Origin of the sequence: Kribbella flavida DSM 17836, assembly GCF_000024345.1 — a bacterium.
Taxonomy (GTDB): Bacteria; Actinomycetota; Actinomycetes; order Propionibacteriales; family Kribbellaceae; genus Kribbella; species Kribbella flavida.
The window spans coordinates 6,474,906-6,495,503 of the sequence record NC_013729.1 but is presented as its reverse complement, the minus strand read 5'-3'; the positions used below and the strand labels follow the sequence as shown (position 1 = coordinate 6,495,503).

At 71.7% G+C, this 20,598-nt stretch carries 19 protein-coding genes; 14 read left to right on the top strand and 5 right to left on the bottom strand.

Annotated features, from left to right (window positions below):
- Nucleotides 1-15 precede the first annotated feature (15 nt).
- Entirely contained in the window at nucleotides 16-1,419 is a 1,404-nt protein-coding gene (locus tag KFLA_RS30010) for a bifunctional ADP-dependent NAD(P)H-hydrate dehydratase/NAD(P)H-hydrate epimerase (protein ID WP_012923604.1), read from the top strand.
- Between the two features lie 106 nt (nucleotides 1,420-1,525).
- Nucleotides 1,526-4,519, top strand: a complete 2,994-nt coding sequence (locus tag KFLA_RS30005) for a sugar-binding protein (protein ID WP_012923603.1) — start codon at nucleotides 1,526-1,528, stop codon at nucleotides 4,517-4,519.
- Here KFLA_RS30005 and KFLA_RS30000 read toward each other — a convergent pair.
- Both KFLA_RS30000 and KFLA_RS29995 read right to left on the bottom strand, forming a co-directional pair.
- Nucleotides 4,503-5,273: an META domain-containing protein gene (locus KFLA_RS30000; protein ID WP_012923602.1), complete on the bottom strand. Its 771-nt coding sequence runs from the start codon at nucleotides 5,271-5,273 to the stop codon at nucleotides 4,503-4,505. The two genes, KFLA_RS30005 and KFLA_RS30000, sit on opposite strands and share 17 nt — an antisense overlap.
- Nucleotides 5,274-5,288: 15 nt before the next feature.
- The gene (locus tag KFLA_RS29995) at nucleotides 5,289-6,350 is read right to left on the bottom strand and encodes an aminotransferase class V-fold PLP-dependent enzyme (protein ID WP_012923601.1); all 1,062 of its coding nucleotides are present in this window, start codon (nucleotides 6,348-6,350) and stop codon (nucleotides 5,289-5,291) included.
- A 77-nt stretch (nucleotides 6,351-6,427) separates the two neighbouring features.
- On the opposite strand from KFLA_RS29995, the gene KFLA_RS29990 reads away from it, so the two are divergent.
- From KFLA_RS29990 to KFLA_RS29945, 10 genes are all read left to right on the top strand, one after another.
- Entirely contained in the window at nucleotides 6,428-7,324 is an 897-nt protein-coding gene (locus KFLA_RS29990; protein ID WP_041289545.1) for a LysR family transcriptional regulator, read from the top strand.
- A gap of 10 nt (nucleotides 7,325-7,334) precedes the next feature.
- A complete protein-coding gene (locus tag KFLA_RS29985) occupies nucleotides 7,335-7,976 on the top strand; it encodes an HAD family hydrolase (protein WP_041290652.1) in 642 nt (213 codons plus the stop codon).
- Nucleotides 7,977-8,015: 39 nt separating this feature from the next.
- Nucleotides 8,016-9,143, top strand: coding sequence for an alanine racemase (gene alr / locus KFLA_RS29980; RefSeq protein WP_012923598.1), 1,128 nt, complete (start codon nucleotides 8,016-8,018; stop codon nucleotides 9,141-9,143).
- Complete coding sequence (locus tag KFLA_RS29975; protein WP_012923597.1) at nucleotides 9,143-10,258, top strand: alpha/beta fold hydrolase; 1,116 nt, start codon at nucleotides 9,143-9,145, stop codon at nucleotides 10,256-10,258. Before alr ends, KFLA_RS29975 begins: the two co-directional genes overlap by 1 nt.
- On the top strand, nucleotides 10,255-11,190 hold the full coding sequence (gene tsaE, locus KFLA_RS36935) for a tRNA (adenosine(37)-N6)-threonylcarbamoyltransferase complex ATPase subunit type 1 TsaE (RefSeq protein WP_012923596.1): 936 nt from the start codon (nucleotides 10,255-10,257) through the stop codon (nucleotides 11,188-11,190). The genes KFLA_RS29975 and tsaE overlap by 4 nt, the downstream gene beginning before the upstream one ends.
- A 1-nt stretch (nucleotide 11,191) precedes the next feature.
- The gene (gene tsaB, locus KFLA_RS29965; RefSeq protein WP_012923595.1) at nucleotides 11,192-11,860 is read left to right on the top strand and encodes a tRNA (adenosine(37)-N6)-threonylcarbamoyltransferase complex dimerization subunit type 1 TsaB; all 669 of its coding nucleotides are present in this window, start codon (nucleotides 11,192-11,194) and stop codon (nucleotides 11,858-11,860) included.
- The gene (locus KFLA_RS29960; protein ID WP_012923594.1) at nucleotides 11,857-12,306 is read left to right on the top strand and encodes a GNAT family N-acetyltransferase; all 450 of its coding nucleotides are present in this window, start codon (nucleotides 11,857-11,859) and stop codon (nucleotides 12,304-12,306) included. Before tsaB ends, KFLA_RS29960 begins: the two co-directional genes overlap by 4 nt.
- Complete coding sequence (gene tsaD, locus KFLA_RS29955; RefSeq protein WP_012923593.1) at nucleotides 12,299-13,351, top strand: tRNA (adenosine(37)-N6)-threonylcarbamoyltransferase complex transferase subunit TsaD; 1,053 nt, start codon at nucleotides 12,299-12,301, stop codon at nucleotides 13,349-13,351. Before KFLA_RS29960 ends, tsaD begins: the two co-directional genes overlap by 8 nt.
- On the top strand, nucleotides 13,351-13,797 hold the full coding sequence (locus tag KFLA_RS29950; RefSeq protein ID WP_012923592.1) for a GNAT family N-acetyltransferase: 447 nt from the start codon (nucleotides 13,351-13,353) through the stop codon (nucleotides 13,795-13,797). The genes tsaD and KFLA_RS29950 overlap by 1 nt, the downstream gene beginning before the upstream one ends.
- Nucleotides 13,798-13,863: 66 nt before the next feature.
- Nucleotides 13,864-14,607: a dienelactone hydrolase family protein gene (locus tag KFLA_RS29945; RefSeq protein ID WP_012923591.1), complete on the top strand. Its 744-nt coding sequence runs from the start codon at nucleotides 13,864-13,866 to the stop codon at nucleotides 14,605-14,607.
- Nucleotides 14,608-14,616: 9 nt separating this feature from the next.
- Here the strand turns inward: KFLA_RS29945 and KFLA_RS29940 are convergent, their stop codons facing one another.
- The 3 genes from KFLA_RS29940 to KFLA_RS29930 all read right to left on the bottom strand — a co-directional run bounded on the left by KFLA_RS29940 (nucleotide 14,617) and on the right by KFLA_RS29930 (nucleotide 18,101).
- Nucleotides 14,617-15,513 carry a phosphotransferase enzyme family protein gene (locus tag KFLA_RS29940; RefSeq protein WP_012923590.1) on the bottom strand — a complete coding sequence of 299 codons (897 nt, stop codon included), beginning with the start codon at nucleotides 15,511-15,513 and terminating at the stop codon, nucleotides 14,617-14,619.
- A gap of 775 nt (nucleotides 15,514-16,288) precedes the next feature.
- Complete coding sequence (locus tag KFLA_RS29935) at nucleotides 16,289-17,458, bottom strand: class I SAM-dependent methyltransferase (RefSeq protein ID WP_012923589.1); 1,170 nt, start codon at nucleotides 17,456-17,458, stop codon at nucleotides 16,289-16,291.
- Nucleotides 17,459-17,480: 22 nt separating this feature from the next.
- Nucleotides 17,481-18,101, bottom strand: coding sequence for a peptidoglycan-binding domain-containing protein (locus KFLA_RS29930; RefSeq protein ID WP_012923588.1), 621 nt, complete (start codon nucleotides 18,099-18,101; stop codon nucleotides 17,481-17,483).
- A 329-nt stretch (nucleotides 18,102-18,430) separates the two neighbouring features.
- On the opposite strand from KFLA_RS29930, the gene groES reads away from it, so the two are divergent.
- Entirely contained in the window at nucleotides 18,431-18,727 is a 297-nt protein-coding gene (groES, locus tag KFLA_RS29925) for a co-chaperone GroES (protein WP_012923587.1), read from the top strand.
- Nucleotides 18,728-18,874: 147 nt separating this feature from the next.
- A complete protein-coding gene (groL, locus tag KFLA_RS29920; RefSeq protein ID WP_012923586.1) occupies nucleotides 18,875-20,494 on the top strand; it encodes a chaperonin GroEL in 1,620 nt (539 codons plus the stop codon).
- The last annotated feature ends 104 nt before the right edge of the window (nucleotides 20,495-20,598 follow it).

The window sequence follows — 20,598 nt, the reverse complement described above, 5'->3', positions numbered from 1 at the left end:
GTCCGGAGGTCTGAGATGCGTCGTGCGCACACCGTCGAGCAGGTCCGGGCGGCCGAGGCCGAGCTGATGGCGCGGTTGCCGGAGGGCACGCTGATGCAGCGCGCGGCTACCGGCCTTGCTGTTGCGCTGGGCAACTTCCTGGGCCGGGTGTACGGCGCCCGGGTGGTGCTGCTGGTCGGCTCGGGCGACAACGGCGGCGACGCCCTGTACGCCGGCGAGAAGCTGGCCCGGCGCGGCGCCCAGGTGGTCGCGGTCCTGCTGTCGGACAAGGTGCACACGGCCGGGCTGGCGGCGTTGCGGCAGGCGGGCGGCCGGATCGGCGGGACCGAGGAGATCGCGACCGCCGACGTCGTGGTCGACGGCATCGTGGGCATCGGTGGCCGGCCCGGCCTGAAACCGCAGGCGCTGACCGCGGTCCGGCTCGCCGAGCAGTACGCCGTACCGGTGGTTGCCGTGGACATCCCGTCGGGCGTCGACGTGGACACCGGCGAGACGCCGGACGAGCACGTCCGGGCGGCGCTGACGGTCACCTTCGGCACCCACAAGATCTGCCACTTCGTCGACCCGGCGGCGACCGCCTGCGGCCCGGTCCACCTGGTCGACATCGGACTGGAGCTGCCGGCCGCGCCGGTCGAGGCGCTGCAGGCGGCCGATGTCCGCGCCCGGTATCCCGTGCCGCGCGGCGAGTCGGACAAGTACTCCCGCGGCGTGCTCGGGCTGATGGCCGGCTCCGCGCAGTACCCGGGCGCCGCGGTGATCGCGACCGGCGGCGCGCTCGGCGGACCGCTCGGCATGATGCGGTACGTCGGGCCCGAGGCGGTCGGCGAGGCGGTGCGTACCGCGCACGCCGAGATCGTCGTCGGCGAGGGCCGGGTGCAGGCCTGGGCGATCGGCTCCGGTCTCGGCGACGAACTGGATGTCGCCAGGGTGCGCGACCTGTTGGACGACGAGGAGCCGGTCCTGCTCGACGCCGACGGCCTGAAAGCACTCGACGACTCCGGTGACCACGTCAACGTGCTGATCACCCCGCACGCGGGGGAGCTCGCCCGCCTCCTGCAGGTGGATCGCGCCACCGTCGAAGCCGAACGCCTGACGCACGCTCGGCTGGCCGCCGACCGGTACGACGTCACGGTCCTCCTGAAAGGCTCGACCACAGTGATCGCGGCTCCCGACGGTCGCGTCCGCGTCAATACCAACGCCACCCCCTGGCTGGCCACCGCCGGCTCCGGCGACGTCCTGGCCGGGCTGTGCGGCTCCCTGCTCGCCGCCGGCCTCGACCCCTTCGACGCCGCAGCCGTCGGCGCCCACCTGCACGCCGCCGCCGCGCGCCTGTCCGCCACCGGTGGTCCCACCACAGCCATCGCGATCGCCCGCGCGCTCCCCGCGGCCACCCGTCAGCTTCTCGACGAGGAGAACTGACGCGCGCTTCGCGGTTTCCCGCGGTTCGGCGCGCCCTTGGTGTTGCGGCCCGGCGGCCGGGCGGATAGGACGGAGGGGCTGGTCCTCCACCGCCCTAGGAGTCCGCATGAAGCGTCTTGGTGTTCTGGTGATCGCGGTTCTGCTGCTTGTCGCGGGATTGCCGGTGACAGCGCAGGCCAGGTCGGCGCCGCCGCCGTACGTGGCGGACCCGGAGACCAAGATCCACGTGATGGGGGAGTGGGCGCACCCGGACGACGACACCAGCATCATCGGGCCGTGCGGGGTGTGGCACCAGCGGTACGGCGTGAAGTGCGGCGTCATCATGGTGACCCGCGGTGAGGGCGGCGGCAACGCGGTCGGCACCGAGCTCGGCCCGGAGCTGGGCCTGCGGCGGGAGAACGAGGACCGGGTCGCCCACTACCGGTCCGGCACCGTCGACATCTTCAACCTGGACCGGATCGACTTCTTCTACAACCAGAGCGCGCCGCTGACGCAGTACTTCTGGGACGAGCAGGAGACCCTGCGCCGCGTCACCCGGGTGATCCGCACGACGCAGCCGGAGATCTACCTCGGGTTCACCCCGACCCTGAACGCCGGGCACGGCAACCACCAGCAGGCGGGCCGGCTGATCTGGGAGGGCGTGCTCGCCGCGGCGGACCCGACCAAGTTCCCCGAGCAGCTCCGCGGTCCGGACGCGCTGAGCACCTGGCAGGTGAAGAAGGTCTTCTCCGGCGGCAGCACGGCAGGCACCGGCGGTACGACGACCGCCGCGCACTGCACCACCGGTTTCGTGCCGAGCGGCCCGGACACCGTCGCCGGGGTCTGGACCGGCTACGACTCCCCGTACACGTGGCCGGCCGGCAACCTGCAGGGCCGTCCGGCCGGATCGGCGAAGATCTGGCAGCAGGTGGCCGAGGAAGGTCGCGCGGCCTACCCGACGCAGAGCCGGGTGATGTTCAAGGGCACGTCCGCCCCGGCCTGCTCCCGGTTCGCGATGACCCAGTCGTTCGTGCCGTTCCAGCCCAACGTCCTCGAGGACGGCACGCCCAATCCGCAGGCCGGCCGGGACGACGCGATCCTGTTCGGCGCGACCGAGCCGGACCCCGGCGGCTTGCCGGCCGGCACGCTGCAGTACCTGACCTTCTCCCGTTTCGCCAACGTCGCGGGCGAACCGTTCCAGGCCACCGTGCACCTCCGGGCCCCGCGCGGAAACCTTGCCGAGGGCAACGTGAAGCTGACGGTCCCGGCAGGCTGGTCGGTCGACGGTCCGCGCCAGGTGCCGCGCCGTTCGGAGGCCGCGCTCACCTTCACGGTCACGCCGTCCGCGACCGCGCCGGTCAACCAGCTCGCCAAGATCTCCGCCCGCTACACCACCGCGAAGGCCTCCGGCTACACCGACAACGTCGTCCGGATCGTCTCTCCCGCCGAGGGCCGGTTCCAGCGCTGGGGCAACTGGCAGGAGTACGACCAGTGGCTGGAAACCGTGGCCCCGCAGGCTTCCCGGCTCGGCCGGTCCGCCGCGATCCAGTCGATCGGGGTCGGCCGCACGCTCGACATACCGGTGGTCGTGCACAACTGGTCGGCCACTCCGCAGAACGGGTCCGTCACGCTCGACCTGCCGCCGAACTTCACCGCCGACGCCACCACCAAGCCCTACCCGACCGTGGCGCCGGGCGCGGACACCACGGTCACCTTCAAGGTCACCAACACCGACACCGCGTTGCCCGCGACGCAGAACGTGTCCGTCCCGATCACCACGAGCTTCACCGGCGGCTCGGGCAGTGAGACCCTGACGCTGTCGATCGTGCCGACCACGGCCATCGCCAAGTCCACCGCCGCGCCGGTCGTCGACGGCAAGGCCGACGCCGGCGAGTACCCGGGGCCGACCCTCGACCTCGGCCGGATCTGGCAGGGCGCGTCCACTTGCACCGGCGTCGATGACTGCGGCGTCTCCGCCACCGGCGAGGGCAGCACCGCCAAGGTCAGCTGGTCCGGCGACGCGCTCTACTTCTTCGTGCACGTCCGCGACGACTACCAGTCGTACGCCGTGAAACCGGCCGAGTGCGTCGGGCACTGGCAGGCCGACTCGGTGGAGATCCTGCTCGACCCGCGCGGCACCGCGTCGCAGGCACTGATGGACACCGCGAACACCTTCAAGCTCGGCATCTTCCCGTTCAGCGACGACCCGGCCCGCGGCAACGGGCCGTGCTGGTCCCGGGACGCCGACAACCACCAGGGCTACTCCAGCGGCTCGCTCGACACCGGCAACGCGCCCGGCGTCCAGGTCGCGTCGACCGCGCGCTGGGTCGGCAGCAACGAGACGACCGTGCCGCACGGCTACACCGGCTACGACCTGGAGGTGAAGATCCCGCTCGCCACCCTGCCGGCGGCCGTCGACCCGGCGAACCTCGGGCTGAACCTCACGCCGTACGACAACGACGACACCTCGGCGCCGGGCACCACCACGCTGCGGCACATCGACCAGAGCACCCGGCTCGGCTGGTCCGCGCTCGGGTCCGTCCAGTCCGACCCGTACCGCTGGGGCAAGGCCACGCTGCCCGGCTACACGCCACCCGCCGGCCGCCCGACCACCCCGGCACCGCCCGACGTGTCGAGCCCCAACCTCAACGGCGCCCTGTCGCCCCAGACCATCGCTCAGTCCGCCCGCAACGGCGTCCCCATCTCCGGCCGTGTCCCCACCGACGACCTGAAGATCCTGTACGCCGGACTGCGCCGCGGCGCGCTCGACGTCTACACCCTGGCAAGTGGTCCGGGCACCGCGCGACTCTTCCTCACCACCGGTGACCTGGCTGCGATCCCCGTCTACACGACGAGCTGCACCACCGACCCGCCGCCGAACTACGGCTTGACGCCGTGCGCGGTGACCGATGGCGGCATCCCGCCCTGGTCCCCGGACATGAGTGGTCACCTGGTGAAGCAGTCGTCGCGAGAGCTGACCAGAGGGGTTCAGCGCTGGTCGGTGCCGTTGACCGCGGCCCAGCTCGCGCGCCTCCGGACCGACGGCCGGCTGCTCGTGTCGTACGAGACTGCCCGGGACGAGGTGCAGGCCTTCGACGTACGGCTCAGCGGGCGGCGGTGAAGTCGAGGCCGCTGCCATCGGCCTTGCGGAGCCTCAGCCGGTTGGCCTCGATACTGTAGCTGACCTCGCTGTTCAGCGTGCTCAGCATCGTCTTCTCCAGCGCGGCGGCGTCACCGTCGCAGGCGCGACGGGTGGTGCCGAGCTCGCCGAAGGTCAGCTTGTCGCCGGAGCGGGCGACGATGCCCTGCAGCTCGTTGCAGCCGGTGGCCCCGGTCACTCGCTCACCGCTGATGGTCAGGTGGGCGTTGGCCGCGCCGGGCGTCGAGGCGAGCTCGCCGGTGATCACGGTGTCCAGCGTCCACCTGGTCCCGTCGAGAGCGACGTCCGGCGTGGCGGTCTCGCGGTCCTGCAACTGCAGCACGGTGCTGCCCGAGGTGATCGTGAGCTTGTCCGCTTCCGTCGTCCAGGACGGATCGCTCTGCAGCAGCTGCACCAGCCAGGTGTCCTGAGCGTGCCGCGGCGCGTCGCACCCCATCTCGGTGACCGCCAGCTCGTCGACCGACAGCTTCCCGCCGCCGGTGCGGGCCTTGCCGCCGATCGAGTTGCAGCCCGCGGTGGCCGCCAGGCGGCCGTCGTCCAGGAACTCCAGCCGGATCCTGGTGTTCGGCGCCAGCTTCTTCGGCTTGCCGTCCTCGGTCACCGCGAGCGACAGGTACGTCTTGCCGCTGAGGGTGGCTGACCCGCCGGCGCCCGACTCGTCCCCGCATGCGCTCAGCAGCAGGGCAAGCAATCCGGCGGTGGCTACGGCGCTCATCGATGTCCTCACACCCTACGGACGCCGCTGCGCACCTCCGCGTTGCAGGTGACCGCGCAACACCGACGAGGCGCGCTCGACGTCCGCCGTACTGGTGGAGAGGTGGAAGGAGAGCCGCAGCCGGCCGGCCCGGACCGAGCCGACGATGCCGGCCTCGGCCATCAACCGGGGGACCTCGTCGTCGGCGACCGCGGAGACGATTGCGGACGAGTTGCTCGGCCCGTCCAGGCCGACGGTGTCGCGGAAGGTGTCGGCCAAGCTGGTGCTGTGCGCGTGCAGGGCGTCGGTGCCGATGTCGCGGAGCAGCTCGAGCGAGGGAGCGGCGGCGATCCACGCGTGCCAGGCAGGGGAGAGGTCGAAGCGCCGGGCGTCGGCGGCCAGCCGCAGGGGCGAGCCGTAGATGCTGTTCCACGGATCGGTTCCGGCGTACCAGTTCGCGTTGATCGGGGTGAGCTCGTCGACGAGTTCCGGCTGGAGGGTGAAGAACGCGGTGCCGCGCGGCGTGAGCATCCACTTGTAGCCGCCGGCGACGGTGAACGCGTACTGCGACGCGTCGATCGGCAACCAGCCGACCGCCTGGGTGGTGTCCAGCAGCACCCGTACGCCGGTCGCCCGCAACGCCTCCAGGTCGGCGACGCGGCCATCCGCGGACTGCACCGCGGACACGGCGACCAGCGCTGTCGACGGCCGGACCTCGTCGGCCAGCCGTTCCAGCGGCACCTCGCGCACCCGGTGCCCGAGCGCGAGGAACGGGAAGGTGAGACTGGTGAACTCCCCTTCCGCGACCAGCACCTCGCCACCGAGCGGCAGCCACTGGGCGACCAGTCCGACGAACCCCGACACCTGGCTCCCGCACGCGATCAGGCTCGGGTCCACCCGCACCAGCTCCCCGTACGCCGCCCTGGCGCGGCGTACGGGTTCGTCGTACTGCTGGGGGTTGGCAGTGCCGTTCTGCCAGTCGGTCAACGCCTGCTGGAGGGCTTCGCGGCTGCGCTGCGGGGGCAGGCCGAGGGTGGCGGTGTTCAGGTAGATGACGGTGGGGGCGAACTCGCTCCGGGCTTCGGCGATGGTGAGCATATGTCCAGGGTCGGCCTCGTCACAGCTCAAACGGAAGAGCGTCTTGCTCGGAGGTGACCAAAGCTAGGCTTGGGTCCGTGGATCCCCGTCGGGTGCTGATCTTCCGTGAGGTGGCGCGGCTCGGGTCGCTGTCCCGGGCGGCGACCGCTCTCGGCTGGACGCAGCCGGCTGTCAGCCAGCACATGCAGCGGCTCGAGCGCGAGGTAGGACTTCCGCTCATCCTGCGTTCGGCGCGCGGCATCACCCTCACCGAAGCGGGGTCGGTGCTGCTCGGGCACGCGGACGCGCTGGCGGCCCGGCTGGGCGCGGCCGAGGCGGAGCTGCAGGAGCTGGCGAGTCTGCGGAAGGGCTCGCTGAGGCTGGTCGCCTTCCCGTCCGCGGCGGCCGTGCTCGTCCCGCCGCTGCTGGCCGAGCTCGCGACCAGCGCGCCCGATCTCGACGTACGCCTCACCGAAGCCGAACCCCCGGAGGCGCGTGATCAGGTGCTTTCGGGCGAGGTCGACCTGGCGCTGACCTTCACGCACCACCGCACCGCGGCCACTGGAGGTGATCTGCTGGAGGTCGTGCTCTTCGAGGACGACCTCAGGGCTGTGGTGCCCGCGGATCATCGGCTGGCGGGCCGGAAGCGGGCGATCGACCTGGCCGAGCTCGCCGACGAGCGGTGGATCGCGGGATGCCCGCGGTGCGAAGAGCATCTGGTGAGTGCGACCGCCGAGGCCGGTTTCGTCCCGGACGTGCGGCACCGCACCGACGACTATGTGGTCGTCCAGCGCCTGGTGGCCGAAGGGCTGGCCGTCACGCTGCTGCCGCAGCTCGCTCTCACCGCCGCCCCCAACCCACACGTCCGTGCCCTGGCCGTTCGCAGCTCGCCCCGCCGTCGGGTGAGCGCGATCCTGCGGGCGGAGCTCACCGGCAACCCCGCGGTGGCGGCCGCCGTCGAGGCACTGCGAACCGGCCCGCGCGAGGTTTTGTAAGGTGCCGGGCGTGACCGGCCTGGTGATCTTCGACAACGACGGCGTGCTGGTGGACTCCGAGCGGCTGGCCAACACCATCCTGGCCGAGCTGCTGACCGAGGCGGGCCTGCCGTACACGCTCGACGAGGCCGTTCGCGACTTCATGGGCGGCAGCATGGTGTCGATGCGCCGGCAGGCGGAGGCACGACTCGGCCGCCCGCTGCCGGCCGACCTGGAGGACCGGTACCACCAGCGCCTCTTCGACGGCTTCGCGAACCTGCGGGCGATCGAGGGTGTCGCCGACGTGCTCGACCACCTGGACGCCACCGGTACGCCGTACTGCCTGGCCTCGTCGGGCACGCACCGGCGGATCCACATCGCGCTGACCACGGTCGGGTTCCGGGACCGGTTCGAGGGGCGGATCTTCAGCTCCGAGGACGTCGCGCACGGCAAGCCCGCGCCCGACCTGTTCCTGCACGCCGCGGGCACGCTCGGCTTCGCCCCGGACGACTGCGTGGTGGTCGAGGACAGCCCGCTCGGCGTCGCCGCGGCCAACGCCGCCGGGATGACGGTGTTCGGCTACGCCGCGATGACGGACCCGGCCAAACTGGCCGGCGCCGACGCGGTGTTCCACCAGATGACTGCCCTGCCCGCGCTCATCGAGGCTGCCTGAGACACTGGGAGGGTTATGTCTGACCCCGTGGAGCCTTCGATGGTGCGCGCCGAAGCGGTGGTGGATCTCGCCGCGATCCGTCACAACGTCGCCGCGCTGCGTGCGCGGCTGAGCTCGGCCGAGCTGATGACCGTGGTCAAGGCCGACGGCTACGGGCACGGCATGGCGCCGGTCGCCCGCGCCGCCCGCCAGGCCGGTGCCGACTGGATCGGCGTCGCCGTGCTGGAGGAGGCGCTGGAGCTGCGCGCCGCCGGCGACAACGGCCCGATCTTCTGCTGGCTGACCACTCCCGGTGAGCCGCTCGCCCGGGCGATCGCCAACGACATCGACCTGTCCGCCGGCGCGCCCTGGGAGATCGACGAGCTCGCCGCCGGGGTGACCGACCGGCCGGCCCGCGTGCACCTGAAGATTGACACCGGGCTGGGTCGCGGCGGCGCGGTGCCCGAGGAGTGGCCCACGCTGATCAGGGCCGCGCTCAAGGAGCAGAAGACCGGCCGGATCGTGATCACCGGGATCTGGTCGCACCTGGCCTCGTCGGACGAGCCGAAGAGCCCGGTCAACGAGGCGCAGGTCGCGACCTTCGAGTCGGCCGTCGCGGTCGCCGAGTCGCTCGGCGTCGACCCCGGCTTCAAGCACCTGGCGAACTCCGGCGGCACGCTCGCGCTGCCGGAGACGCACTTCGACCTGGTCCGGCCCGGCATCGCGACGTACGGGTTGTCCCCGTTCGGGCATGCGCTGCCGTCGGCGGAGCTGGGGCTGCGGCCGGCGATGACGCTGCGCGCGCGGCTGGCGATGGCGAAGCGCGTGCCGGCCGGTGCGGGCGTCTCGTACGGGCTGACCTGGACCGCGCCGAAGCCGTCGACGCTCGGACTGGTCCCGCTCGGGTACGGCGACGGCCTGCCGCGGCACGCCTCGAACGGCGCCCCGGTCCAGGTGCACGGCATACGGCGCAGCGTCGTCGGCCGGATCTGCATGGACCAGTGCGTGGTCAACCTGGACGATGGCGACGCCGCGGCCGGCGACGAGGTCGTCCTGTTCGGGCCCGGTGACCACGGCGAACCGACGGCCGACGACTGGGCCGACGCGGCCGGCACGATCAACTACGAGATCGTCACCCGGCTCGGGCCACGGATCCCGCGCCGGTACGTGAACGAGGTGACCGGCTGATGGCCTCCAAGGCAGGGCGCACCGCCGGCCTGATCGGCGCGGCGGTCGGGGTGCTGGCCGCCGGTGCCGCGGCCGGCGTCGCGGTCGAGCGGCAGGTGATCGGTCGCCGGTCCAGCCAGCGTGCGCAGCTGGAGGCCGAGCCGTTCGGGTCGCTGCGCGGGACGCCACACGTCTTCACCGCCGACGACGGCGTCGAGCTGTACGTCGAGGTGGACGCGCTGAAGCGGTCCCGCCGGCAAGAGCCGCAGCGGCGCAAGCTGCGCAACCAGGACGCGATGCCCGAGGACCTGACGCTGATCTTCGCCCACGGCTACGGGCTGAACATGGACTGCTGGCACTTCGAGCGCCGCGACCTGGCCGGGATCGGCACGATGGTCTTCTACGACCAGCGCTCGCACGGCCGGTCCGGGCGGTCGCCGAAGGAGAACGTCAGCATCGACCAGCTCGGCCGCGACCTGTACGGGATCCTGCAGAAGTTCGCGCCGAGCGGGCCGGTGGTCCTGATCGGGCACTCGATGGGCGGCATGTCGATCATGGCGCTGGCCGAGCAGCACCCGGAGCTGTTCGGCGACCGGGTGATCGGGGTCGGGCTGTGCTCGACCAGCGCCGGCGGCCTGGACCGGGTGCCGATCGCGCTGCCCGGCCGGATCGGCATGATGGTCCGCACGCTGGCGACCCCGACCGTCGCGGCGCTGGCCCGGATCCCGGACGTGGTCGAGCGCAGCCGCAAGGCCGGGACCGACATCAGCTACCTGCTGACCCGCAAGTACTCGTTCGGCTCCGAGGTGCCGCCGGCGTTCACCGAGTTCGTCAACGAGATGATCGCCGCGACGCCGATCTCGGTGATCGCGGAGTTCTACCCGATCTTCTCGCTGCACGACAAGACCGGGGCGCTGGAGCCGTTGCAGAAGGTGGAGTGCGTGGTGATCGGCGGCGACAACGACCACCTGACACCGTTCGCGCACTCCGAGCAGATCGTCCGGCACGTGCCGGGAGCGGAACTGGTCGAGGTGAAGAACTGCGGGCACCTCGGCCTGATCGAGCACCACCGCGAGTTCACCGCCGCCCTGCTCGGCATGATCGAGCGGGCCGAACAATCCTTGGGACACAGATGACCGACCTGCACGTGGTGGACGCCACGGCCGAGCACGTGGACGAGATCGTCGGCGTCATCCACCACGCCTTCGCCAACCGGCGCACGCTGGACCCGCCGTCCACCGCGCTGACCGAGAACGCGGCCACCGTCGCCGCCGCCGTCACGGCGTACGGCGGGCTGCTGGCGCGGATCGGCGGCGAGCCGGCCGGCGCGATGCTGTTCCAGCACAACGGCGACGTGCTGGAGCTGCGCCGGGTGTCGGTCAACCCGCGGTTCCAGGGCCGCGGGGTGGCGTCGGCGATGGTCGGCTGCGCGGAGGAGGCGGCCCGGCAGCGCGGCATGACGCGGGTGCGCCTGGTCGCGCGGGTCGAGCTGCCGGAGACGGCGGAGTTCTGGCAGCGCCGGGGCTACTCGGTCGTCGCGCGCGAAGGGCAGAACCTCATGCACGCCAAGGCGTTGCCGGTCGAGCTGACCGTGCCGACGGCCGAGCAGATGCGGGCGATCGCGGAGGAACTGGCCGGTCAGCTGCGGGCGGGCGACGTCCTGGTCCTGTCGGGGGACCTCGGGGCGGGCAAGACCACCTTCACCCAGGGCCTCGGGGCCGGGCTCAAGGTGCGGGGCGACATCACCTCGCCCACCTTCGTGATCTCCCGGGTTCACCCGTCGCTCGTCGGCGGACCGGCGTTGGTGCACGTCGACGCGTACCGCCTCGGCGGCATCGCGGAGCTGGACGACCTCGACCTCGACGCGTCCCTCGACGACGCCGTCACGGTCGTCGAGTGGGGCCACGGCCTGGCCGAGTCGCTGGCCCCCGACCGCCTCGACCTCACCATCACCCGCGGCGACGACGACACCGACGAGACCCGAGCGCTGCGGATCGCCCCCGCCGGCCCCCGCTGGGCCACCACCGGCGTACGGCTGACCGCGAACGCGACCTCCGAGGGGAACTGACGTGCTGCTTGCTTTTGACACTTCGAGTGCTGCGGTGACGGTGGCGCTGGCGGACCCGGTGTCCGGGGTGGTGGCCGGCTCGTCGACGAGCGTGGACGCCTTGCGGCACGGGGAACTGCTCGCACCGGCGATCGCCGAGGTGCTGGCCACCGCGGGCGCCGGCGTGCAGGATCTGACGAAGATTGCCGTCGGCACCGGCCCCGGACCGTTCACCGGCTTGCGGGTCGGGCTGGTGACGGCCCGGACGATGGCGGACGTGCTCGGCATCGAGGTGGTCGGCGTCTGCAGCCTCGACGTCCTGGCCAAGCAGTCGGACCTCGCGCTGCCCGTTGCCGTCGCCACCGATGCCCGGCGCAAGGAGATCTACTGGGCCCTGTACGACGGACCGGCCGCCGATGGGAGCCGCCGGCGCCTGGAGGGACCGGCCGTCGACAAGCCCGCCGACGTCGCCCACGTGCTCGCCGGCCTGCCGGTGATCGGCCGCGGCGCCGTCCTGTACGGCGAAGCTCTCGGCGTCGACGCCACCGGCGTCCTCGAGTACCCGTCGGCCGAGGTCCTCGCCCAGGGCGTCGCAACCGGCACGCTGCAGGTCACCGCCCCGGACCCGCTGTACCTGCGTCGCCCGGATGTCACCCTGTCCGGCGGCCCGAAGAGCGTGCTGCCCCGATGAGACCCGCCATCCGTCTCGCTGGACCGGCCGACCGCCCCGCGGTGGTCGCGCTCGACGCCGCCTGCTTCCCGAAGGACGCGTGGAGCGAGACCTCCTGGGCCGACGAGTTCACCCGGCCGGACCGGCGCGTGCTGGTCGCCGACGAAGGCGCGCTCGCCGGGTACGCCGTACTGCTGGTGCCGCCCGCGACCGACGACCCGGTGGACCTGCTCCGGATCGCCGTCGACCCGGCGCACCGGCGTACGGGCATCGGCCGGCAACTGCTGACCGCGGCGCTGGCCGCGCACCCCGACCGGACCGTCCTGCTGGAAGTTGCTGCAGGCAATGAAGCTGCGATCGCCCTGTACCGGGCGTTCGGCTTCGAGGAGATCAGCCGGCGGAGCAACTACTACGCCGGCGGCGAGGACGCCGTCATCATGCGACGGCAGGAGAAGGACCATGACTGAGAACGAGCCCCTGATCCTCGGCATCGAGACGTCCTGCGACGAGACCGGTGTCGGGCTGGTGCGCGGGCACACGCTGCTCGCCGACGCGATCGCGTCCAGCGTGGACGAGCACGCCCGGTTCGGCGGCGTCGTGCCGGAGGTGGCCAGCCGCGCGCACCTGGAGGCGATGGTGCCGACGATCCGGCGCGCCTGCGAGACCGCCGGGGTGAAACCGTCCGACGTCGACGCGATCGCCGTCACCAGCGGTCCGGGCCTGGCCGGCGCCCTGCTGGTCGGCGTCGCCGCCGCCAAGGGCCTCGCGCTCTCGCTCGACAAGCCCTTGTACGGCGTGAACCACCTCGCCGCGCACGTCGCGGTCGACACGTTGGAGCACGGTGACCTGCCCAAGGGCGCGATCGCGATGCTGGTCTCCGGCGGGCACTCGTCGTTGCTGGCGGTCGAGGACATCACCGAGGGCGTCGAGCCGATGGGCAGCACGATCGACGACGCCGCGGGGGAGGCCTTCGACAAGGTGGCCCGGGTGCTCGGCCTGCCGTTCCCCGGCGGTCCCTATGTCGACAAAGCGGCACGGGACGGCGGCGACCGGCTGTACGTGACGTTCCCGCGCGGGCTGACCAGCCAGCGCGATCTGGAGCGGCACCGGTTCGACTTCTCCTTCTCCGGCCTGAAGACCGCGGTCGCGCGCTGGGTCGAGGCGAAGCGCCGCGACGGCGAGGACGTGCCGGTGAACCACGTCGCCGCCGCGTTCCAGGAAGCGGTCTGCGACGTGCTGACCCGCAAGGCGATCGACGCCTGCCAGGACCGCGGCTACGAGCACCTGCTGATCGGCGGCGGCGTCGCGGCGAACTCCCGGTTGCGCCAGCTGGCCGAGGAGCGCTGCGCCGCCGCGGGGATCGCCGTTCGGGTGCCCCGGCCGGGACTGTGCACGGACAACGGCGCGATGGTGGCCGCCCTCGGCTCGGAGCTCGTGCGGGCCGGCAAGACGCCGTCGCCGCTGGGCCTGCCGGCCGACTCGTCGATGCCGATCACCACGGTGCTGAACTGATGCAGTGGACCTCGGGGGAGTTCGTCGCCGACGACGACCCGGCGCGGATCGACCTCGACGTCGTGCACGGGTTCCTGCGGACGGCGTACTGGTCGCCGGGGGTTCCGCGGGAGGTCGTGCGGAAGGCGGTCGCGGGCAGTCTGTGTCTCGGCGTCTATGCGTCCGACGGCACGCAGGTCGGCTTCGCCCGGGCGGTGACGGACCGGGCGACGTTCGCGTGGATCGCGGACGTGTTCGTGCAGGAGCAGTACCGCGGGCACGGGCTCGGCCGCTTCGTGGTGTCGACCCTGCTGGAGCACCCGGACCTGCGCGGCGTGCGGCGCACGATGCTGGCGACGGCGGACGCCCACGAGCTGTACCGGTCGTACGGGTTCAAGGACCTGGAGCAACCGGAGCGCTTCCTGGCCGTGAGTCACGACCCCGCTGTCCTGTACGGCCGAGCCTGACCGGTCCTTCCGTGCGGCGGCGGTGGTGAGCGAAGCTGTCGGGGCGGCCTTGTACTGTGGGCGCGGATGACAGCTCCGGGGATCGATCTGGTCGCGGCGCCGGCGGGCGCGACGGATCTTGTCCTGCTCGCGCACGGCGGCATGGAGAACTCGACCGCGGCCCCGCACGTCTGGCGCCCGCCGATCCTGCGGATGTGGCCGTTCGCGGTGGCTGCGCGCTCGGCGGCACCGCGGGCGGCGATCGGCCTGGTGCGCTACCGCTACCAAGGCTGGAACGGGTCCGCCGCGCATCCCGCCGCCGATCTGCGCGCGGTGCTGGACCGGCTGGCTCTGCGCTACGACCGGGTGATCCTGATCGGCCACTCGATGGGCGGCCGCGCGGTAGTTGCTGCTGGCAATCACCCGTTGGTCGGCGGTGTGCTCGCCCTGGCGCCCTGGCTGCCGGTCGGTGAGCCGTTGGTCGCTCTGCGTGGACCTGTGGTGTTCGCCCACGGCACCGCGGACCGGATCACCTCGCTGGCGGCGACGACGGCGTACGCGCGGCGGCTGCGGACGGCCGGCGTGCCGGTCGCGATGCTGCCGGTGGAGGGCGAGAAGCACGCCATGCTCTACCGAGCCAAGGACTGGGACGAGCTGGTCCGCCGCTTTGTCACCTACGCCCTCGACGCCGACGGCACCTGCCCCGCGCTGACCACCGACGCCGACCGGGTCGACCCGCTGCCGACCTGGCACTCGGCCGGAGCGCTGCCGCTCGGCGTCGCCCAGATCGCCGCCAGCCGCCTGCGCCTGCCGGTCATCGATACCCTTTAAGGCCTATGGCTACGGCCGGAGCTCGCTGAAGAGCTGCACCTGCCGAGCGTGATAGTCGTCGTCCGGATCCGCCGCGTCGGCGAACTGCACGACCTCCGCCCGCAGCCGATGCCTGATCAGCTGCACCATCGTCTCGTCGTCCATGGCGGCGGTGCCGCCCTCGTCGTGGTACCAGGCAACGAACTGCTGCGCCCGGCGGAGATCCGTCGACCAGTGCTCGCCGAACTCCCGCGCCGCCCCCGCCAGCTCCATCTCCGGCGCGCCGACCCACGACTCGTCCCAGTCGATCAACCCGGCGATCCGGCCGTCGTGCACCAGGACATTGCCGCGGTAGTAGTCCCCGTGCAACGGCTGCTTCGCCGCACGCCGCCAGAACTCGCCCAGCCATCGATCCAGCTGCTCGTCCCGCAGTACGTCACGCCACCGATCGAACTCGGCGCTTCCGGCCAAGCCCGCCGGATCGTGTACCTCCGCGGCCGGCTCCAGATAGGACACCTCCGGCCGAGGCGGCAGCTGCACGCCCCGCAGTTCCCGGTGCACCCGCGCCAGCAACCGAGCCGCCTGCTCGACCTCCGCCGGATTCCCGAGCTCCAACCACCGCCCCGCCACCAACGGCCACACACTCACCGGCCGCCCCGCTACCCGCACGACGCTCGCCCCCGAGTCCGTCCGCAACGGCACCACTACCTCACCCAGACAAGCCGCAGCCTCGGCAACCCCGTGACACCACTCCATCACCGCCGACCCGCGCTGGAGAGGCCCCACCCGCACCACGACCTCCCCGACCCGGTACGCCGCCGAGTCCTCCCCACCCGTCAGCCGTACGCCCCCGTCGCCGCAGTCCACGCCCCACTCCCGCGCAATCACCACACCAACCTCCGGCGGAAGCTGCAACCCGGCGTCCATGTCCCTCCCCGGCTCGACCCGAAAGACAGTAGTTTCCGCTCATCAGCCGGCAGGCAGTTCTGCCCACTCGTCGGTCGAGCCGCGCGCCGTACGGGAAGGCGGCCGCGACCGACCGTGCCGCCGCGGGCCGGCGTCGGGCTGCGGGCGCGCGTCACCTGCAGCGCGGGGAAGTGCGCTGCAGGCATTCGGGCGGCTGCGTTGGTGTTGCTTCGCCCCGGGACAACGCGCTGGTCCGCACCTCGGCGAGCCGGGGCTGACCACGCTCGACGACAACCGAGAGCAGGACGTGCCTGGCCTCTTACTTGCCGAGCCCCGTGCGCAGGTCGCCCCCGCGGCTGTCACTGGCGAACTCGGCGAGCGGCGTGCACGCTGCCGTCCTGGCACGCCGTGCGGGTCGAGCTTTGCGGCTTTCGCCTCGCGAGCAGCCAGTGCCTGGCGGTCGATACCTACCGCCCACCGCCGTCCCGTTGGCGTCGTTCAACATCGTCGCGACGCGTGAGACCCCTACGGACGCCTGTCTCATCGGGTGTATGGCCCGGGGCCGACCTTCGCCGCTCGGGCCCCAGGGAACGGCCAGCGGCTGGGCCGGGTAGGGCGTCAGCCTCTCCGACCGACATGAACAGCATGCTTCTCCGCGATGACTAGGGCCCGTCTCCCTAGTGGCGGGCCTCCGGGAGTCGTCGGCACGAGCGCAGCACCTCGCCCGTCGGCAGGCTCCCGGAGGCCCGCTCGCGGTTCGATTGTATGTTCGAATACGACGTCAGCGCAAGTCGCCTCAAGACCTGGTGATCCGCCGGCAGGAGTAGGCGACGGCGTCCCGGCCGACCCGGGTGACGATGAGCGTGGCGGCGGCCGAGCCCTTCGGCGCGAGCTTCTTGCGCAGGACCGCCGGATCCACGTCCACGCCGCGCTTCTTGATCTCCAGCGTGCCGATGTCGTTGGTCCGGACCCATGATTTCAGCGCCTTCTCCCGGTACGGCAGCGTCTCGATCACCTCGTACGCCGATGCCAGCGGCGTCTGCACCAGGAACGGCGAGGTGACGTAGGCGATGCGCGGATCGAGTAGCCAGCCGTCGACCTCCGCGGCGACCGCAGTGACCAGCCCGGCGCGGATGATCGCGCCGTCCGGCTCGTAGATGTACTGCCCGACCGGACCTACCTCGGCTTCCGGCGCAGAGTCCACGGCGGCTCCGCCGGGCAGGAGCGTCGCGCGTCGCGCAGTACCGGCGTACAGCTTGCCGGACCACAGAGCTGCCTCTTTGACCTCACCGGAGTCGCTGACCCACTCCGCCTCGACCCCAGCCGGTACGGCGTCGTGCGGGATGCCCGGCGCGACCTTCACGCACGCCGTGCCGGCCAGCAGTTCGGTGATGAAGGACCAGGGCGGGGAGTACGCGTTGTGGTCGAACACGCGCCGCCCGTCCGCCCGCCGCGCCGGATCCGCGAACACCACCTCGTACTGCGTGACGTCCTGCTGCTCCGCATCACCCATGATCACCTCGCCGGGCAGGCCCAGCGCAGCCAGGTTCGCGCGAGCCGCGGCGGCCGTTGCCGGGTCCCGCTCGACCCCGGTGACGCGGAGTCCGGCGCGGGCGGCACTCACGAGGTCGCCGCCGATGCCGCACCCCAGGTCCACCACCGACGCGCCAGGTAGGGCCGCAGCGATCCGAGCAGCCCGGTGGGACGCGACAGTGGAACGCGTGGACTGCTCCAGCCCGTCCGGCGTGAAGTACATGCGCGCTGCGTCGGCCGCACCGAACTTGGCGACCGCCCGGTGCCGCAGAGACGCCTGAGTGACCGCTGCGGTCACCACAGCCGCGTCGTACCGGCGGCGGAGCTTCTCGACCAGCTGCAGCTCGTTGCCCGGTGTGAACGCGGCGCAGGCTTCCGCCAACGCGTCAGCACCCGGCGGTGCGAGCAGCGCCGTGATCGAGTCGGGTGTCACGCGCCCATTCTGCGCTGGTGGTTCAGACCGGGCTGTAGCAGCCGCTGCTCCAGATCCGTTTGGCCGAGTGGTAGAGACGCCAGTTCATCGTCGAGCGGGTCTGCGGTCCGTAGATACCGTCAGCGGCGAGCTTGTGGCGCTTCTGCACCTGCATGACGATCGCGCGGGTGTTGCTGCCGTAGACGCCGTCGATGGTGAGCTTGCTGCCGTAGCAGTAGTTCAGGTTGCGCTGCAGGGTCCGGATGGCGGTATCGGGATCGCCGAACCGCTCACCGCCGCGGTGCGGGTTGTCGCCGTACCGCAGGTTGCACCGGGTGTTGCTGCTCTCCCAGACCGATGGCAGCGGCACGCCCCAGCCGTTCGAGGCCGCTACCAGTCGAGCACTGCGGCACTGCTCCAGCCCGGCCGCAGCAGCAGTCCGTACGCCGGCGTCTCCGGCGTCGCCGGCGGCGTCTCCGGCTGTGTTCGGCGCAGCTGCGGGTGCGCCGGCTGCTGGGGGCTGCTTCTCGGAGGCGGGGTCCGGGCGGTCACCTGCCGCGGCGAGGCCGGCGACGGCGATCGGGCTGATCACGAGCGCGGCGACCGCGACCAGGGCCCGGGTGGACGGCTTGGACGGTTTCGGGAACGCGAAGCGAAGTTTCATCTGGGCTCCTCGTGCTGTGATCCCGGCCGGGCGGGACCCTCACCGAGAACGGTCCCATGTCCGAACGGGAAGTCCCAGCCCTCGATCGCGGAATGTACCGGCTCGCTCACCCTCCCGGACGGCCGCCGGACGGCCCGGCCTTGTTCGCCGCGGGCGGACTTTCTGGCACTCGAGTTGACCGAGTGCTAATCGCGGCCTAGATTCGTTGTTGGCACTCTCCACCCGAGGGTGCCAGCGGCCCCGGCCCCTGACCCCCGCGACGGCACGGGCGGGACGGCCGCCTGACGCAGGGTGAACACAGACAAGAACTCGACCGTGGAGGTCAGCAAGTGTCGGTCACGATCAAGCCGCTCGAGGACCGTATCCTCGTTGCGCCGCTCGAAGCCGAGCAGACCACGAAGTCCGGCCTGGTGATCCCGGACACCGCCAAGGAGAAGCCGCAGGAGGGCGAGGTCCTCGCCGTCGGCCCCGGCCGCATCGACGACAACGGCAACCGCGTCCCGCTGGACGTCGCCGTCGGCGACAAGGTCATCTACTCCAAGTACGGCGGCACCGAGGTCAAGTACGACGGCCAGGACTACCTGATCCTGGGCGCGCGCGACATCCTCGCCATCGTCAGCAAGTGACGTACCGGCGCGACGCCTCGCGTCGCGCCACTGGCTCGCTGTTCCTGACTGACACCGCCCCGGTGCCGATCACCGGCGCCGGGGCGGAGTCAGTCAGGGGCCGCTGAGCCGCATCGGACAAGCATTCAGAGAGGGACTGGTTTTTCCATGCCGAAGATCCTCGAGTTCGACGAGAACGCGCGGCGCGCCCTGGAGCGTGGCGTCGACAAGCTCGCGAACACGGTGAAGGTGACGCTGGGGCCCAAGGGCCGCTACGTCGTGCTGGACAAGAAGTGGGGTGCACCGACCATCACCAACGACGGCGTCACCGTCGCCCGTGAGGTCGAGCTGGACGACCCGTTCGAGAACCTCGGCGCGCAGCTGGCCAAGGAGGTGGCGACCAAGACCAACGACGTCGCCGGTGACGGGACCACCACCGCCACGGTGCTCGCCCAGGCGCTGGTGCACGAGGGCCTGCGGGCCGTCGCCGCCGGGGTCAACCCGATGGGCCTGAAGAAGGGCATCGAGGCCGCCGTCGAGGCCGTCTCGGCCCGGCTGGTCGAGACCGCGCGGCCGGTCGACGACAAGGGCGACATGGCCCACGTCGCCACCATCTCCGCCCGCGACGCCGAGATCGGCGGCCTGATCGCCGACGCCTTCGACAAGGTCGGCAAGGACGGCGTGATCACCGTCGAGGAGTCGAACACCTTCGGCACCGAGCTCGAGTTCACCGAAGGCATGCAGTTCGACAAGGGCTTCATCTCGCCCTACTTCATCACCGACGCCGAGGCCGGCGAAGCGGTGCTGGACGACCCGTACATCCTGATCAACCAGGGCAAGATCTCCGCCGTCGCGGACCTGCTGCCGCTGCTGGAGAAGGTCGTCCAGTCCGGCAAGACCCTGCTGATCATCGCCGAGGACGTCGAGGCCGAGGCCCTGTCGACCCTGGTCGTGAACAAGATCCGCGGCAACTTCACCTCCGTCGCCGTCAAGGCGCCGGGCTTCGGTGACCGCCGCAAGGCGATGCTGGAGGACCTCGCCGCCCTCACCGGCGCGCAGGTGATCGCTCCCGAGGTCGGCCTCAAGCTGGACCAGGTCGGTCTCGAGGTGCTCGGCACCGCCCGCCGCATCGTGGTCAGCAAGGACAACACGACCGTCGTCGAGGGTGCCGGCAAGTCCGACGACATCGAGGCCCGGGTCAACCAGATCAAGGCCGAGATCGAGCGCACCGACTCCGACTGGGACCGCGAGAAGCTGCAGGAGCGGCTGGCCAAGCTGGCCGGTGGCGTCTGCGTGATCAAGGTCGGCGCGGCCACCGAGGTCGAGCTCAAGGAGAAGAAGCACCGCATCGAGGACGCCGTGTCGGCGACCCGCGCGGCGATCGAGGAGGGCATCGTCGCCGGTGGCGGCTCGGCTCTCGTGCACGCCGCCGCGGTGCTGGAGGACAACCTGGGCCTGGAGGGCGACGAGCTCGCCGGTGTCCGGATCGTCCGCAAGGCGATCGTCGAGCCGCTGCGCTGGATCGCCGAGAACGGCGGCTACGAGGGCTACGTCGTCACCGCCAAGGTGGCCGAGCTCGAGGTCGGCAGCGGCTTCAACGCCGCCACCGGTGAGTACGGCGACCTGCTCGGCCAGGGTGTCCTGGACCCGGTCAAGGTCACCCGTTCCGCGCTCGCCAACGCCGGCTCCATCGCGGCGCTGCTGCTCACCACGGAAACGCTGATCGTCGACAAGCCCGAGGAAGAAGAGCCCGCTGCCGCCGGTCACGGCCACGGCCACGGTCACTGATCCTCAGTACGACGTACCACCGCTGCCCGGCAGGTCCTCGGACCTGCCGGGCAGTTTCCGTTGCCGGGGATCGCGATGACACTGGTTGCCGGAGCGCCGCAGCA